Annotated in this window: 17 protein-coding genes; 5 read left to right on the top strand and 12 right to left on the bottom strand. The window is 41.0% G+C overall.

Features of this window, described 5'->3' with window-relative positions; translation table 11 throughout:
• Positions 1-116: 116 nt before the first annotated feature.
• From rplB to rplC, 4 genes are read right to left on the bottom strand one after another with little or no spacing between them, the layout of a single operon-like run.
• A complete protein-coding gene (gene rplB, locus ACM0OP_RS02410) occupies positions 117-980 on the bottom strand; it encodes a 50S ribosomal protein L2 (RefSeq protein WP_414526786.1) in 864 nt (287 codons plus the stop codon).
• A 6-nt stretch (positions 981-986) separates the two neighbouring features.
• Positions 987-1,301, bottom strand: a complete 315-nt coding sequence (locus ACM0OP_RS02415; protein ID WP_414526787.1) for a 50S ribosomal protein L23 — start codon at positions 1,299-1,301, stop codon at positions 987-989.
• Positions 1,294-1,932, bottom strand: a complete 639-nt coding sequence (gene rplD, locus ACM0OP_RS02420) for a 50S ribosomal protein L4 (protein ID WP_414526788.1) — start codon at positions 1,930-1,932, stop codon at positions 1,294-1,296. Before rplD ends, ACM0OP_RS02415 begins: the two co-directional genes overlap by 8 nt.
• Before the next feature lie 52 nt (positions 1,933-1,984).
• Positions 1,985-2,620 (bottom strand): 50S ribosomal protein L3, encoded by a 636-nt coding sequence (rplC, locus tag ACM0OP_RS02425; protein WP_414526789.1) that lies wholly within the window; start codon positions 2,618-2,620, stop codon positions 1,985-1,987.
• A 953-nt stretch (positions 2,621-3,573) separates the two neighbouring features.
• Here rplC and ndhN point away from each other — a divergent pair.
• Positions 3,574-4,062: an NAD(P)H-quinone oxidoreductase subunit N gene (ndhN, locus tag ACM0OP_RS02430; RefSeq protein WP_414526790.1), complete on the top strand. Its 489-nt coding sequence runs from the start codon at positions 3,574-3,576 to the stop codon at positions 4,060-4,062.
• Here the strand turns inward: ndhN and ACM0OP_RS02435 are convergent.
• Positions 4,047-4,175: a hypothetical protein gene (locus tag ACM0OP_RS02435; RefSeq protein WP_414526791.1), complete on the bottom strand. Its 129-nt coding sequence runs from the start codon at positions 4,173-4,175 to the stop codon at positions 4,047-4,049. The genes ndhN and ACM0OP_RS02435 overlap by 16 nt on opposite strands.
• 40 nt (positions 4,176-4,215) lie before the next feature.
• Between ACM0OP_RS02435 and ACM0OP_RS02440 the strand changes: the two genes are divergently transcribed.
• Positions 4,216-4,755 carry a DUF3172 domain-containing protein gene (locus tag ACM0OP_RS02440; RefSeq protein ID WP_414526792.1) on the top strand — a complete coding sequence of 180 codons (540 nt, stop codon included), beginning with the start codon at positions 4,216-4,218 and terminating at the stop codon, positions 4,753-4,755.
• A gap of 1 nt (position 4,756) precedes the next feature.
• Here the strand turns inward: ACM0OP_RS02440 and ACM0OP_RS02445 are convergent, their stop codons facing one another.
• From ACM0OP_RS02445 to nfi, 6 genes are all read right to left on the bottom strand, one after another.
• Positions 4,757-5,515, bottom strand: coding sequence for an AMIN domain-containing protein (locus ACM0OP_RS02445; RefSeq protein WP_414526793.1), 759 nt, complete (start codon positions 5,513-5,515; stop codon positions 4,757-4,759).
• Positions 5,516-5,684: 169 nt separating this feature from the next.
• A complete protein-coding gene (locus ACM0OP_RS02450) occupies positions 5,685-6,113 on the bottom strand; it encodes a hypothetical protein (RefSeq protein ID WP_414526794.1) in 429 nt (142 codons plus the stop codon).
• Positions 6,110-6,835 (bottom strand): GDSL-type esterase/lipase family protein, encoded by a 726-nt coding sequence (locus ACM0OP_RS02455; protein ID WP_414526795.1) that lies wholly within the window; start codon positions 6,833-6,835, stop codon positions 6,110-6,112. The genes ACM0OP_RS02450 and ACM0OP_RS02455 overlap by 4 nt, the downstream gene beginning before the upstream one ends.
• Before the next feature lie 141 nt (positions 6,836-6,976).
• Entirely contained in the window at positions 6,977-8,929 is a 1,953-nt protein-coding gene (locus ACM0OP_RS02460) for an FHA domain-containing protein (RefSeq protein WP_414526796.1), read from the bottom strand.
• 34 nt (positions 8,930-8,963) lie between these two features.
• Positions 8,964-9,482 (bottom strand): FHA domain-containing protein, encoded by a 519-nt coding sequence (locus ACM0OP_RS02465; protein WP_414526797.1) that lies wholly within the window; start codon positions 9,480-9,482, stop codon positions 8,964-8,966.
• Positions 9,483-9,591: 109 nt separating this feature from the next.
• On the bottom strand, positions 9,592-10,257 hold the full coding sequence (gene nfi, locus ACM0OP_RS02470; protein ID WP_414526798.1) for a deoxyribonuclease V: 666 nt from the start codon (positions 10,255-10,257) through the stop codon (positions 9,592-9,594).
• Positions 10,258-10,383: 126 nt separating this feature from the next.
• Between nfi and ACM0OP_RS02475 the strand changes: the two genes are divergently transcribed.
• The 3 genes from ACM0OP_RS02475 to ACM0OP_RS02485 all read left to right on the top strand — a co-directional run bounded on the left by ACM0OP_RS02475 (position 10,384) and on the right by ACM0OP_RS02485 (position 12,988).
• Positions 10,384-11,229, top strand: coding sequence for a prohibitin family protein (locus tag ACM0OP_RS02475; RefSeq protein WP_414526799.1), 846 nt, complete (start codon positions 10,384-10,386; stop codon positions 11,227-11,229).
• Positions 11,230-11,337: 108 nt separating this feature from the next.
• A complete protein-coding gene (locus ACM0OP_RS02480; protein ID WP_414526800.1) occupies positions 11,338-12,285 on the top strand; it encodes an Rpn family recombination-promoting nuclease/putative transposase in 948 nt (315 codons plus the stop codon).
• A gap of 61 nt (positions 12,286-12,346) precedes the next feature.
• On the top strand, positions 12,347-12,988 hold the full coding sequence (locus ACM0OP_RS02485; protein WP_414526801.1) for a hypothetical protein: 642 nt from the start codon (positions 12,347-12,349) through the stop codon (positions 12,986-12,988).
• 24 nt (positions 12,989-13,012) lie between these two features.
• On the opposite strand, the gene ACM0OP_RS02490 is transcribed toward ACM0OP_RS02485, so the two are convergent.
• A complete protein-coding gene (locus tag ACM0OP_RS02490) occupies positions 13,013-14,332 on the bottom strand; it encodes a DNA cytosine methyltransferase (RefSeq protein ID WP_414526802.1) in 1,320 nt (439 codons plus the stop codon).
• Between the last annotated feature and the right edge of the window lie 13 nt (positions 14,333-14,345).

A 14,345-nucleotide genomic window follows, 5' to 3' on the forward strand; every position in this document is an offset into this window, starting at 1 on the left:
AATCTAAAATTTTAGAATTTCGGATTTTTATAAATCAGGTATCATATCAAGTTTCACAGAGTCTGGATACTCACAAATTAACCCAATGAAAAATCCAAAATTTAAAACCTAAAATTCTATGACTGACGACCACCACGTCCACGTTTAGAAGATTTGCGGCGGCGACGCACAATCAATTTGCTGCTAGCTTTCTTGGGTTTGCGTGTCTTCGCACCCAAAGTAGGTTTACCCCAAGGTGTTACAGGGCCAGGTCTACCAATAGGCGCTCTACCCTCACCACCACCATGTGGGTGATCCACCGGGTTCATGACACTACCTCTAACTTTAGGACGGCGACCCTTCCAACGATTCCGTCCGGCTTTACCTGCACTGAGGTTTCTCGCGTCGGTGTTGCCTACTTGTCCGATGGTGGCGTAGCATTCCCGCCGAATCATCCGTACTTCTCCCGAAGGTAATTTGAGGGTGACATAGTTACCTTCTTTGGCGATTACTTGAGCATTAGCACCAGCCGCCCGCACAATTTGACCACCCTTCCCAGGTGTCAGTTCTACGTTGTGGACGCTAGTACCCAAGGGTATATTCGAGAGTGGTAAAGCATTACCATCTTCAAAGGGAGAATCTGGTCCGGCAATAATTGTTGTACCTACTGCCAACTTATTGGGATGAAGGATGTACCGCTTTTCGCCGTCTTGATATAAAACCAGAGCGATGCGCGCATTCCGATTGGGATCGTATTCAACGGCTATAACTTCGGCGGGTATATTACGTTTATCCCGCTTAAAGTCAATAATCCGGTAAAGTTGTTTGTGTCCGCCACCCCGACGACGGCTAGTGATTCGCCCTTGGTTGTTACGACCTTTCGGGCGATGTACGTATTCTGTTAATGATTTTTCCGGCTTTGATTTGGTAATTTCGGCAAAGTCGGATACAGTAACTTGGCGCGTACTAGGGGTATAAGGGCGATAAGAACGAGTACCCATTTTATTTTATACCTCTGGGAATAGAACTTGTCTAATTTTTTCTTCGTCCCCAGGGGCTACAGTGACGATAGCTCGCTTGTATTGGGGCTTGTAACCAATAAATTTACCAACACGACGTTGTTTGCGTGGTGGATTCATGGTATTAATTTTGACTATCTTAACCTGAAATAGGTCTTCAATTGCCGCTTTAATTTGTGGCTTGCTAGCCTTGGGAGCCACTTCAAAAGTATATTTATTTTGCTCCATGAGGATGGTCGCTTTTTCAGTCACAATAGGGCGACGCACTAAGTCGGGAAGGTTACGGGGGTCAAACTTAGGCACTATAGACCTCCTGAATTTTTGCTAAAGCTGATGCTGTAACGACAATTTTGTCAGCGTGCAGCAAATCATAAACATTTAGTTGGTCGGCTGCAATTAATTTTAAATTTTCAATATTGCGGGCTGACAAATAAACGTTATCGGCAGATGAAATCTCTGGCAAAATTAACAATGCCTTATTTTCTGGGGCTGCTCCCCAACGCGCTAGTGCTGCTACCAAATCTTTGGTTTTAGGGCGAGATAGCTCGTTACCAAAATCTTGTACGATAATCAAATCGTCGGCGCGACTGACAAAGGCGGTTCGCAGTGCTAAACGCCGTTCTTTGCGGTTTAATTTGAGGTTATAGTCTCTAGGTTTTGGCCCAAAGATTACACCACCACCACGCCACAGTGGTGAACGAATAGACCCTGCACGAGCTCGACCAGTGCCTTTTTGCCGCCAAGGTTTGCGACCACCACCTCTGACTTCCGCACGGGTTTTTGTACTAGCTGTGCCTTGGCGAGAGTTGGTCATTTGTCTAACCAAGGCTCTATGTACAATATGAGATGCTGTTGATTCTTTGGCGACTCGTAGCTCGAAGGTGGTTTCGCCTACTTGTTCTCCTTGCCAATTTTTAACTACGCTTTCAACCATTTTTCTGTCCTTTTGTGTTTTTTGCCTTTTGTCTTTAGTTAATGACTAATGACTATTTACCAACTTTATTTGTAGGCAGAATATTCACTAAGGACCCCGGTTTTCCAGGAATGGCTCCTTTGATTAATACTAAGTTGCGTTCCGGGTCTACTCGTACCACGGTCAATTTGCGAATTGTGACGCGGGTTCCACCCAAACGCCCTGCCATGCGTTTACCGGGATAAACACGACCTGGGGTTGTACCAGCACCAATGGAACCCGGCGCTCTATGGTTTTTAGAACCGTGGGACATGGGACCGCGGCCAAAGTTGTTGCGCTTTTGGTTACCCGCAAAACCACGACCAATACTGGTGCCGACTACATCGACAATTTGACCTTCAGTAAACATATCCGCCTTAAGTTCTTGACCTAAAGCATAATCACTAGCGCTATCTGTACGATATTCGTTTAAATGACGCAAAGCTGGAGCAGATGATTTTGCCAAGTGACCCAGCAGAGGTCTATTCAGCGCCTTGGGTTTGACTTCGCCATAACCAACTTGGATGGCGCTGTAACCGTCGGTCTGTTTTGTTTTAACTTGTGTAACAGTGCATGGACCTGCTTGAACTACGGTGACAGGAATGGATACTCCTGCTTCGTCAAAGACTTGGGTCATGCCCAGTTTGGTGCCGAGAATACCTACAGACACAGTAACTGGTTCTCCTTATATACTTGCTGGTGTGGGAATCGGACTCTTGAGGACACTTTTACTTTTGTAATTAGTGTCGATTGAGGTTGGACGACCCTCGGAAACGTGAAGTAGATGGTTCTACTCCATATCTTTGAGGACACAATAAGCTGTGTCTTTACTGTTTGGTGAATCCGTTTACTTTCACTCACTTGGTCACCAGAACAGCCACGAGCTTTTTTCCCAAGGGAAAAAATCACTTTTGGAATCAGAGCAATGCTTTTTAGCTTTGCGCTTTGTGCAGTAATGCTTTCGTCCTAGCATTTACTTAGGCACTTTCTGGAGGCAGTGCTGTTGGTGGTTGTGCCATCATGCTGCTACTGCCTTGTTTTAGTGGGACTTAAGCGGTGTTTTACCACTCAGTATCCTTTAACTAAAGCTGATTTGACATACTTCCTCTTCCTAAAGGAGAGAGGATTGTTTAACGCTTCATTGGGTTGTGCTATCGAAATAGTCTTAACATCCCTCGGCGCTCTTGTCACTTAACCTAACATTTCAACCTTAAACTACCGTTTAGGATTTTGCTTGGTTTTTCCAGGCTACAGGAGTGAATGTAGTTAGGAGTGGTTTATGGGCTTTGTTTATTTACCCACTAACTCTTTAGTTAACCTTAGAGATTTTCTAGTTTACCAGTCTCTGCTCACTTTGAGCCAAGTTTATGCTTTTGGCAAGTCTACGACTGGCTCTTGATATGAAACTATCTCAAATCTTACACAGAAGTGATTAGCTAGATAATTCTTTTGTAGGTAACAATCCCACATCATAATCTATATATTGATTTTTGTCTAGAAATATTTCAGAAACTTTTTGCATGGAGATGATGAGTTGGGCTTTATTGCCGCAATACTTTAACCTAATCTTGTTTAAGGGTGAATAATAGAGATATCTAAGTGGGATAGGAAGAAGGAAAATATATGGCACTGATTACCACTGGCAATGCTTTTATCCGCGATCTGGAAAAATTTGGTTCCCTTGGTGTTTATGTACCTCTGGAAGGAGGTTTTGAGGGACGATACCGCCGCCGACTGCGGGCTAAGGGCTATGCCAATCTTCATATTACTGCTAGGGGACTGGGCGATGTAGCTGCCTATCTCACAGGAGTTCATGGTGTGAGACCACCTCATTTGGGTAAAAAAAGCACGGGTAGTGGTGCGGCAGTAGGTTATGTATATTACATACCACCGATTGTTACTTATAATCTGGAACAGCTACCACAAAAGTCTAAGGGTTTGGTGTTGTGGATTATTGAAGGGCAAATTCTGTCGGATCAGGAGGTTGAGTTTTTAACAACCTTGCCTAAATTGGAATCACGAGTAAAGGTAGTGGTTGAGAGAGGAGGCGATCGCGCCTTCCGTTGGCAACCTCTCCAAAATACTTACTCTGCTAGTTACGAAGCTGTGTAATTAACTGACTGGGCGATCGCTATTTCTGCAACTGAATCCAGGGGCGATCGCCCAATTTCCACACAACTACAGTTTAAAATCGGCATACTGTAAAGGGGAGATTTATTTACCATAACTCCCTACTTTCTCCGGCGTGAAGGTAATCAGAGCAAAATGAGACGTAAATCAACTGGTAGATCGGCTACTACTTCTAAATCTTCTGCTTCACAATCCTCTTTTTTCAACATTTCCACCATCGCTGTTTTGGCAGGGGTGCTGGTGTTGGGTATTGGAATTGGGGTTGCCTTCAGCTCCACAACCACTTTAACTTCATCAAATGTGGCTTCTCGTGAATTTATTGACAATAGAGCGCCAAACCCTGAGATTTGTGTGCAGAACGGCGCTAGTGCAATGGTTATGGATGCTCGACTGTTCGTAACTCTCAACCCCTTTAATGTCTATGTAGCCCAACCAAGTATGCGTCCTGGATGTGTTCTGCGCCAAAACAACTGGGCAGTTTTAGAACAACGTCGGCTTGTGTCATCCACCCAAGTCAGAGAATGTAGAAATCGCTTAAATACTTTTGGATTTACAGGTAGTTTGGATAGTGAAAACCCTGATATTAGATGTATTTATCAGAACCAAGCAGCGCAAAACTTCTTTACCTCGCAGCCAGGAGCAGTGACACAACCACAAGAAACAGATCGATTTTAGTTCAATAGTTCCTTCTTGGCAGAGGTTGACCAAACTCAATCACTGTTCCATTTGACACACTGGGTTGATATTGGGGGATAATCGGAACTGAAAAATCTGGAGCTGTGTTATTAGGAATCCTATTTAGGGGTTGTTGAGGAAAACTAGATGGAGGTAGCACAGAACCCGGTAATTGAGGGGAATTACTGCGATTCAGGGGAGGTACAGTTACAAAAGGTTGTTGTGGGTTAGGAGTTGTCAGAGGTAATGTGCTGGGTAACTGAAGATGATTAGTGGGTGCGAGGTTAGGTGTAGACTGAAAACCCCGCACTTGTGTAGGGGAAGAACTAGTAACTGTCGGACTTAACACCCAGCGCGTGGGGTTTTGTAGAGAAACCAGCTGTAGTTGTATTTGGTTAGGATCTATAACATTTTCGGCTACTAAATCGAGAACAATTCGAGTTACACTATCATTTAATTGGGAAACACGGATTCTTTGAATTACTCCCAAATAATTTTGGATAGTGGGAACATCACCTAAGTTGGTACTTGGTAAATCTACGACTAAGCGCGGCGGTTCTGATAAGTAGAAATATCGGGGAGTTGTGTTTGCAGAAAGGTTAATTTCTAGTCTCGCAGTTTCAGGGTCAAAGTTCCAATTATCTAATTTAGCAACTGGTGCGGCGATACTAACACCACTTTGCAAAGAAAGTAATATAAACAAGCCCAACCACCCTTGACTACATTGCCAAAATTGCCTTTTGGTTAATTCTTTGGACATGAGTTTTTATTCCTTGTAGATTGAATTATGGGAAATGTTTTTGATGTGACAAATCGGACAATGCAGACATATAAAAAGTCACGCAGAGGCTCAGAGTCACAGAGAATAAGAGTCTTAGAGAGAGGTAGGATGTAGCGTCAAAAATCAGATGTTTTCCAATGGGTTGATTTTAAAGCCACTGGCCGCCTCGGAAACGCCAACGGGGAAAGATAATTCGCATGAGGCTTTGTGAGGCTAGAAAAACTGTTAACCAAACAAGGCTGTAGTGGAGTAAAAAAACTCTTAATGGTATTTCTATTTTCGGTAGTGGTAAGAAGTTAAAGACTGTGACACCGCACAAAATAAAACCTAATTCCCAAATACCAGCAACTAGTTGATAAGCGGCTGGCCAGTCTTTATCCCAACGGTATTTCTGCAAATAATCATAAACTACGTCCCAAATTAAGCCGAAAATAGCAACATATCCGAGTATCCAGAAATAGACTAAGTTAGGACGTTGGTCAATTAAACCCATTGCAAAAGGTAATGATACGATTACACCTATGGTTGCTAGTAGTAGTAATCGAGTTTGCCAACGCCCAAGTAAAGTTGGTGTCATTTTTGAGAAAATGTTTGCATCGTGGTATTAAATGTACCATGATAGTCTGCTAGGGGTTCCCAATTGATCACATCTTCTAACAATGTTTGATAGCCGAGGGTGTTGGGGTGCAAACCATCTGCACTTAAGCGTTGCGATCGCCAAAGTTGATCATGCTCCATCCATTGATCAAAAATATCTAAATAAGGAATTTGCTGTTGAATGCAAGCTTGTTTAGTGGCTTCTTTATAAAGGTATTGGTCTTGATGATTGTAATAAAAGCAATCTAAAAAGGGCATTTTGGCTTCATTCACAGGAACCATACCCACAAAAAACACTGGACACAGTTGCTGTGCTTGTTGGAGTAAAGCGGAAATTTGAGATTCAAATAGATGAAATTCTGTATGGTTTCTACCGTTGGAACGGGTTAATCTGGGGGAATCGTTGACACCTACTGAGAGGATGATCATGTCAGGAAGACGATTTCGTAATTCACCCCGATGGCGATATTCTACTTCTAGCCTTTGTGCTACTTGCTGGGTGCGATCGCCCCGTACTCCCAAGTTATATAGTACATGACCAGGACTATCAGGTAACATCCACAGCCGCCGTAGTTGCTCAACCCAACCGCCTGTTTCTGGATCGCCAAAGCCGTAAACTAAGCTATCTCCTAGTGCGATAATCTTTAAAGGATGACTGGGTGCTACTACCAGATGGGAGGAAGAACGCTCGAATGTTTGCATTTTAACGGCTATATTTTTATATCTTTACAAGATTTTACACATTTCTACACTATTAAAGGGTATATTGCTTGTCCTAGATAAAAATGAATTTATTGCACGCAGAGGCGCAGAGACGCGGAGGAGAGAATGGAAGTTAAGGAATTATGGTGATTGATTAAATACCCACTTCAGCCACTGTGCAGAGGAAGTTAGCATATTTAAACGGTGAAGTCTGGGCGCACGGGTTGCTGCTAATGCATCGACGGCGACTAATGCGGAATATTGCAAGCCTAAGAAACTATCAACTGCTGCATAGGGACCACCCAAGGTAATAGCCCCTGCTGCATACATCTGTCCTTGACCATTCCGCATTTCTGGTAATTCAAAATTATTGGCGACAACTAAGCGCCCTAAGTGGTTGAGGGGTAAGTTGTAATGATTTACAAGGTCTTCTAGTAGGGGGTTAGCGTTGACTTTGGCATCTAGTCCAGTAGCATCAATAATAAAGTCTGCTACCAGTTTCATTTCTCCCAAGCCTTTTTCCTGAATCTGAGTGATAGTGCGATTTTCCGGATTTCTTTCTACACCTGTCACTTCACCAAAGGTGATTTGATACCAACCTTCTCTTAACCCTTCTGCTATAATTTTTTGCCAGTCTTGGCGGTCGGCTGTGGTGGTTCCGCCCCAGTCTGCTAGTAAGCGTTGGCGTTCGTCTGGGGTTGCTTGTTCTAGAATAACGCGGAGTTCTCCTCCCCAACAAGCTTTGGGCCAGTTAAATGGCTGAAATTCGTAATGATTTTTAACTTTTCGCTGGGCTTTGTAAAATTTGTTGCCTTGGGGTTTGGGCGATCGCATTAAATGCAAAACTGTAATATCAGAATTTTTCTTTCTCGCCTCATAAATTCTTTGGATAATCCGCGAAGCTACAATTCCCCGTCCCCGAATCAACACAGTCCCACCCTGCTGTTCTAATTGCTGATAAACATGGTCGTGGTCTTCATAGGCATTCACCACAGATTTAAAATCTTGATATTTAGCTCTATAAGCTTGCAAATCTGCGAGAAATTGAATTGCTGGATATCCAGTAGCTAAATGTAAATAACGACTAACTATAAAACCATAATTTCCAGGACTGCGAGAATAGGCTACACAATATCTACCATCTTCTGTTTTGCGAATTGCTCTGACGCGTCCATAACGATAAATATTCTTCCATCCAATGCGCTTTACCTCCCTGTCTATAGAATCGAAGACATTACCCGCACGAGGTGTATAAGTTTCAGCAAAGGTTGGTTCTGCGAATACTTGCCATAAATATTGAAATGCTGAATTAACTTTACCTTGAGTCAAATCACGCCCAGCTTCCCGCAAAGCATAACTAGGCCAACCCCAAATATTATCAGGACAAGAATCAGAATTAGATCGCAATCTTTCATGTAGGGGAATTTGCGAGTTGAGACACAGGCGTTTATAACGCGCGTAAGGTTCTGCTTCTAATCCCAAAGCGACGATTTTGTCAGCAGGTACACCACTAATTCGCAGTAAATCAACCCACACAAAGCTACCTAATCCCGCCCCAACTGCTAGATAATCGCATTCATCTACTGGTAAACCTGTGGCGTGAACTGCTTGCAACTCTACCAATTCTGCATGAAATGCTGGTGGGGGAAAATTACTCCCCAAGGATCTGGGAGGAGCTGCTGGCAAGCCAGGATCTGGGATATTAGTATGGGGGTTAAACTGAATCATTGAAGGCGGCTTTGTTGCTTGACTGGTGGCGTTGACACCAAACATCACCGTGATTATGTAGGGGCCAATTTGCAATGTATCGCCATTACCTAAAACCCCGCGATTTTGTCTTTGAGAGTTAATAAATACACCGTTAACGCTATTTTGGTCAATTACTACTAACTGGTTTTGTTCCCAGTTAATCAGAGCATGATAACGGGAAATTTCATTACTGTTAAGTAGCATTCTCGCCACGCGCTGTCCCTGAAGTTCAGCAGGTAAACGGGAAAATTCACGACCAAAAGCTATGGGCGCACTCAAGGTTGGTTCTAGCCTTTCCCCGGTGCTGGGATCTTCCCAAATTAATTGAATTTTTGGATTAGTCATGGGCAAGTTACCATTTTCCCCTACTCCCGACTCTCTAATGATTTGGTACTAATACACTTACTGATGCTGCTAAAGATGTACCACACCAAGGGCAGCCAATTTGCAAATTTTCTAAAGGAGAAATTTTATGACATTTGGGACATTCTAAGCCATAGACTGGGGGTGCGATGGGTTGGGAATGATGGCTTTGTGGTGGTGCGATAATTGTGGGAGGAATGCTGTGAATAGCAACCTGAGTAACTTGCAGTTTGGCTTGACCCAAATAAATAATACTGCCTTGATTTAAAGCCATTTCACCTTGGACTAATTGCTGTCCATCGATCATTGGGGGATTAGCCGATCGCAGATTTCTGATATAAAAGCATTGCTGCTGGCTGTGAAAAAATATTTCTATATGTAAACCGGATACAGTGGGGTGACTCAAAACAATATCGCACCGGGCTGGATCTCGACCGATGCGGACGGTATGAGGATTTTTACTGGGCTGTTGTTCGTAAATGTGCTGAACTCTATCTTGGCCTGCATCGTGCCACTGTAAAGTTAGTGCGTTCATCTTTCTAACTTAGGTAACTCGTATTTAGTTACTTCAACTTCTCTCTGTGCGATTCTTAACACGATTAAGGTAGAGCAAGCAAGTGTTTCGCACAAACTTCAACAATCACTTATCTCGCTGAAGCCAATTTATCAGCAATACGCGTAGTTTCTGGCAGACGGTATTTAGGTGTACAGCTTAATACATAGTCAATTGCCGTATTTAAACTGACTCGATGACCAAGGGAGACATATACAGGTTTGACTCCGGGACGTGTTCTTAAAACAGCCCCAATAGTTTCACCCTTATGTATCAGTGGTTGCCAACTACCTTTAGTATCTGCCAATTCTTCATGCTTACCAATTAATAATGATTTTGCTACACCAATTGTCGGCATATCCAAAATCACCCCTAAATGACTAGCAATGCCAAATCTGCGGGGATGAGCGATTCCTTGACCATCACACAAAATGATATCTGGTGTAATTTGAATCTTTTCTAGTGCATCAAGTACAGCTGGTATTTCCCGAAAGGAAAGGAAACCAGGAATGTAGGGAAATGATGTCGGGCGGTAGGCTAATGAGGTTTCTACAACTTGCAAGTCAGGAAAACTCAACACTGCAACTGCTGCACGGCTAATAGTCCCATTGGATGCAAAACCCATGTCTACACCAGCCACGTATTGGACAGGTTGTGGGAGTTGATCTGAGGGAATTACCTGATTTCGTAAATTTTCTTGAATGGCGATCGCTTCTATCTGCGTCACAGGCCAAGAATGGTGTTGATAAATCTTCATATTTTAAAATACAAATTAATAATTGGATTTTTCCGAAATTGAACTTGATAATGATGTAGGTAGCAGTAACTTAAATTTAAAGGTTTAAGTTTTAACGATAAATTCCTAATTATTGATGGAAAAAATATGACTAATATTAGCCGCAATCTTGAAAATCACTTTTCCCCCTATAAATTTTATCTTGTAGGAGGCATAGCTTTCTTATTTTTGGCAATTATCATCCGTCCCTTTGCCATTGTAAATGCTGGTGAACGGGGTGTAGTGATGCAGTTCGGTAAAGTTCAAGATAAAGTTTTAGGTGAAGGCTTACATCCGATTATGCCCATAGTAACATCAGTCAAAAGGCTGAATGTTCGGGTACAAAAAAATACTTTTGAATCTGATGCAGCTTCTAAAGACCTCCAAACAATTACCACAGAACTTGCAGTTAACTGGCATATTGACCCACTGAAGGCAAATAGAATTTTTCAACAAGTGGGAGATGAGAAGTTAATTATTGATGGTATTATTACCCCGGCAGTTTCGGAAGTTCTCAAGGCAGCTACTGCTAAAAAAACAGCGGAGGAAGTAATTACTAAACGAACGGAATTAAAAGAAGAAATTGATAATAATCTCAAAAATCGTCTAGAATCTTACGGCATTATGATCGATGATGTTTCTTTAGTAAACTTTTCCTTTTCTCCCGAGTTTGCTAGAGCTATTGAATCTAAACAAATAGCGGAACAAGAGGCTAAACAAGCAGAATTTATTGCTCAGAAAGCGACTCAAGAAGCCCAAGCAGATATCAACCGCGCCAAAGGTCAAGCCGAAGCGCAAAGATTACAACGGCTAACTTTAACGCCAGATTTATTACAAAAGCAAGCCATAGAAAAATGGGATGGTCGTTTTCCCACAGTGATGAGTGGTAATGGTGCGTTGCCTTTGATTAACATTAATCCTAGTAGTTTAGCAAGTGAAAATCAGCAACAATGATTTTTAGCGATCGCCCCCATGAATTAAACTAAAAACACCTGATCAAGATATACTTGCTGCTCTAGTTATAGGCGATCGCCATCCTCTTTCCGAAAAAATTGTGTTAAAATGATAGATCATGACCGCTTATTTAAAGAGTTAATCTCTAACTTCTTTCTAGAGTTCATGGAATTATTTTTCCCTGAAGTCAGAGAATATATAGAACCAGAATCAGTAAAATTTCTGGATAAAGAAGTATTTACGGATGTCACAGAAGGCAAACAATACGAAACTGATTTAGTCGCACAAGTCAAATTTGCTCAGAAACCAGCTTATTTTTTGATTCACATTGAAAACGAGTCCACCGCCAAAGCCAACTTTAATCGGCGGATGTTTCGTTATTTTGCCCGCTTACACGAAAAATTTAACTTACCAATATATCCCATAGTTATTTTCTCATACGACCGCCCGAAAAAAGCAGCAGTTAATCAATACCAAGTAGGATTTCCTGACTTTCAGGTATTAGAGTTTAATTATCGGGTAATTCAGTTAAATCAATATAACTGGCGAGACTTTTTAAGTCGTCCAAATCCAGTAGCATCAGCATTAATGGCTAAAATGAATATAGCGCCCTCAGATAGACCAAAAGTCAAAGCTGAATGTTTACGCTTGTTGGTAACATTAAAACTTAACCCAGCCAAAATGCAGTTAATTTCTGGGTTTGTTGATACATATTTAAGTTTAAATGAACAGGAAGAAATATTATTTAAGTCGGAATTGGGATTATTAGAGCAAGAAGAACAGGAGGAAGTCATGCAAATTGTCACCAGTTGGATGCGACAAGGTATCGAACAAGGGATTGAACAAGGTATCGAACAAGGAATTGAACAAGGGATTGAACGAGAAAAAGATTTGATTATCCGTCAAATCAAACGCAAATTGGGAGAAATTGATAGGAAACTAGAAAATCTTATTAGGTCTTATGACTTGGATATTGTGGAAAATTTAGGTGAGGAGTTATGGGATTTTTCCACAGTTGATGATTTACTTAATTGGTTGGATAATAACCAAAATTAAGTTAGTGAACGTGAGACTTTTCTATTTATTTCAACTTTACAAAGGCAATGTTTTACAAAGAATGTATAAATGCTTAGAAATTTCGTGGGATTTATCTAGTTTCATAGTATTTATAGACTTTGTTAAAAGCTTCTTTATTATAGTAGGCGGAGCAATTGCTTTAGCTAGTTATAGAAGTCAAAATCGACAGAGAGGTATAGACAATAGCTTAAACTCACTTAAAATGTTTGAAAAAACTATACAAGACAAAGACATAGAAATTTGGAAAACCGTATATAGCAATACTTATGAAGGTATGGGGGCAGATTTGTATCATTTTGTTGTGTTCTCTGAAGAGGATAAAACAAATCAAATACCGCTTTCCCACCTTTTTATATCTGAGGGACAGGGATTGTATATTCCTGAATCAAAATTCAATTTTAATGAAGATATCTCAGACCTTGAACTAGGCTCTATACGGCGTATAGCAGAACAGTTAAATTTAATAGGTTACGAAGTTTTGTATGGAAATGTAGAAGTAAGGATAATTTATTATGAGTTAGGACAAATAATGGAGATTATATTTAAATGGATCAATGAAATCCAAGACAAAGAAATAAAAGAATCTGTACAGTTTATGTTTCCTTATTTTATGAAAATGTGCCGCAAATATAAACGAATTATGACTTCTCTTCCCAGTAAAAATTATGTTACTTTTTGCTAAATAAATAGGATATAGTTAGGAATATTAGTTTTTATCTGGGTATTTTTTTCTAATTCTCGGCTCTATTATCCGGTAATTAACACCGTAATATTTAGCAGCTTTCGACATATCATACGTCAATAAATTATCATTACCTAATATTTTTATCTCTTCTGGTTTAAAAAGAGAGACATTAAGTTTTTCCATAATTTTCGAGGCGACAGCTTGAGCTAATAAAGGAGGAACAGAATTTCCTATTTGTCGAAATCCATGCCATTTTGTGACATGGAATCTAAACCAATCTGGATAAGAATGTAAACGCGCTGCTTCACGCACAGTAATACATCTGGGTATCTTGGGATGAATGGGTCTTGGGGATGTAAAAGCACCTCGATTACTAGGAGTTCCGGCTCTTAACGTATTACAAATTCCTTCAGGATCAAGTTTATGAAAACGGCTAATTTTTTCGGTTTTACCCGCAGGTGTAGCTTCAAATCTGGCAATAGATGCTAAGTTATGCTTTGTTCTTAAACTTGATGTCAGGATTCTAGAGTCATACTGACGTTGATAGGAATAGTCGTTATCTGTTGAACTCAGCCCACGTATTAGCAAACCATAATTACTAGGTTTACCAAACTCTGCAATTACCCAATCACGTTGATATAATTCGGTATATTTTTCTATTTCTGGTAAGTCTTGCAGTGCATCCCAAACTGTAGGAGTTAAAATCAATTCCTTAGGTTTTGTTCTGAGAGTAGTCGAAGCAGGTGCAGATTTATTTAATTTAGCAGGTTGAGTCAGGACTGCTGGATAATTTGGTAATTCTAAATCATGACGACAACCGAGAATAAATAATCTTTCTCGATTTTGGGGAACTCCAAAATGTGCAGAGTTTAAAACTTGATATTTTTCTCTGACTTTGTAACCATTGCTGGTAAATTTATCCAGAATTTCTGTAATAAGTTTTTTATGTTTTCCCGCCGTCATTCCTTTGACGTTTTCCATTACAAAAAACTTAGGCTGGAGTTCTAATACTAATCTAATATAATGAAATACTAGGGAATTTCTGGGGTCTTCAAAAGAACGTTTACCTATGCATGAAAAACCCTGACAGGGTGGACCACCAAATACTACATCAATTTGGCGATCGCCTATGGATGAGTTTTCCCTAATCTGTTGACTGGTCGTTTCTTCCACAGACTGACATAAAACAGTCCAAAAAGGGAAATTAAACTCGTGGGTTGCACAGTGAATAGGGTCTATTTCTACAGATGCAAGTACATCAAAGCCAGCTTTTTCAAAACCGAGGGTCATCCCACCAGCACCAGCAAATAAATCGACGGCGATCGGTCGTTGTTTTTTCATGTACTTATCCCCA

Source organism: Nodularia chucula CCY0103, from assembly GCF_963923915.1.
GTDB lineage: Bacteria > Cyanobacteriota > Cyanobacteriia > Cyanobacteriales > Nostocaceae > Nodularia > Nodularia chucula.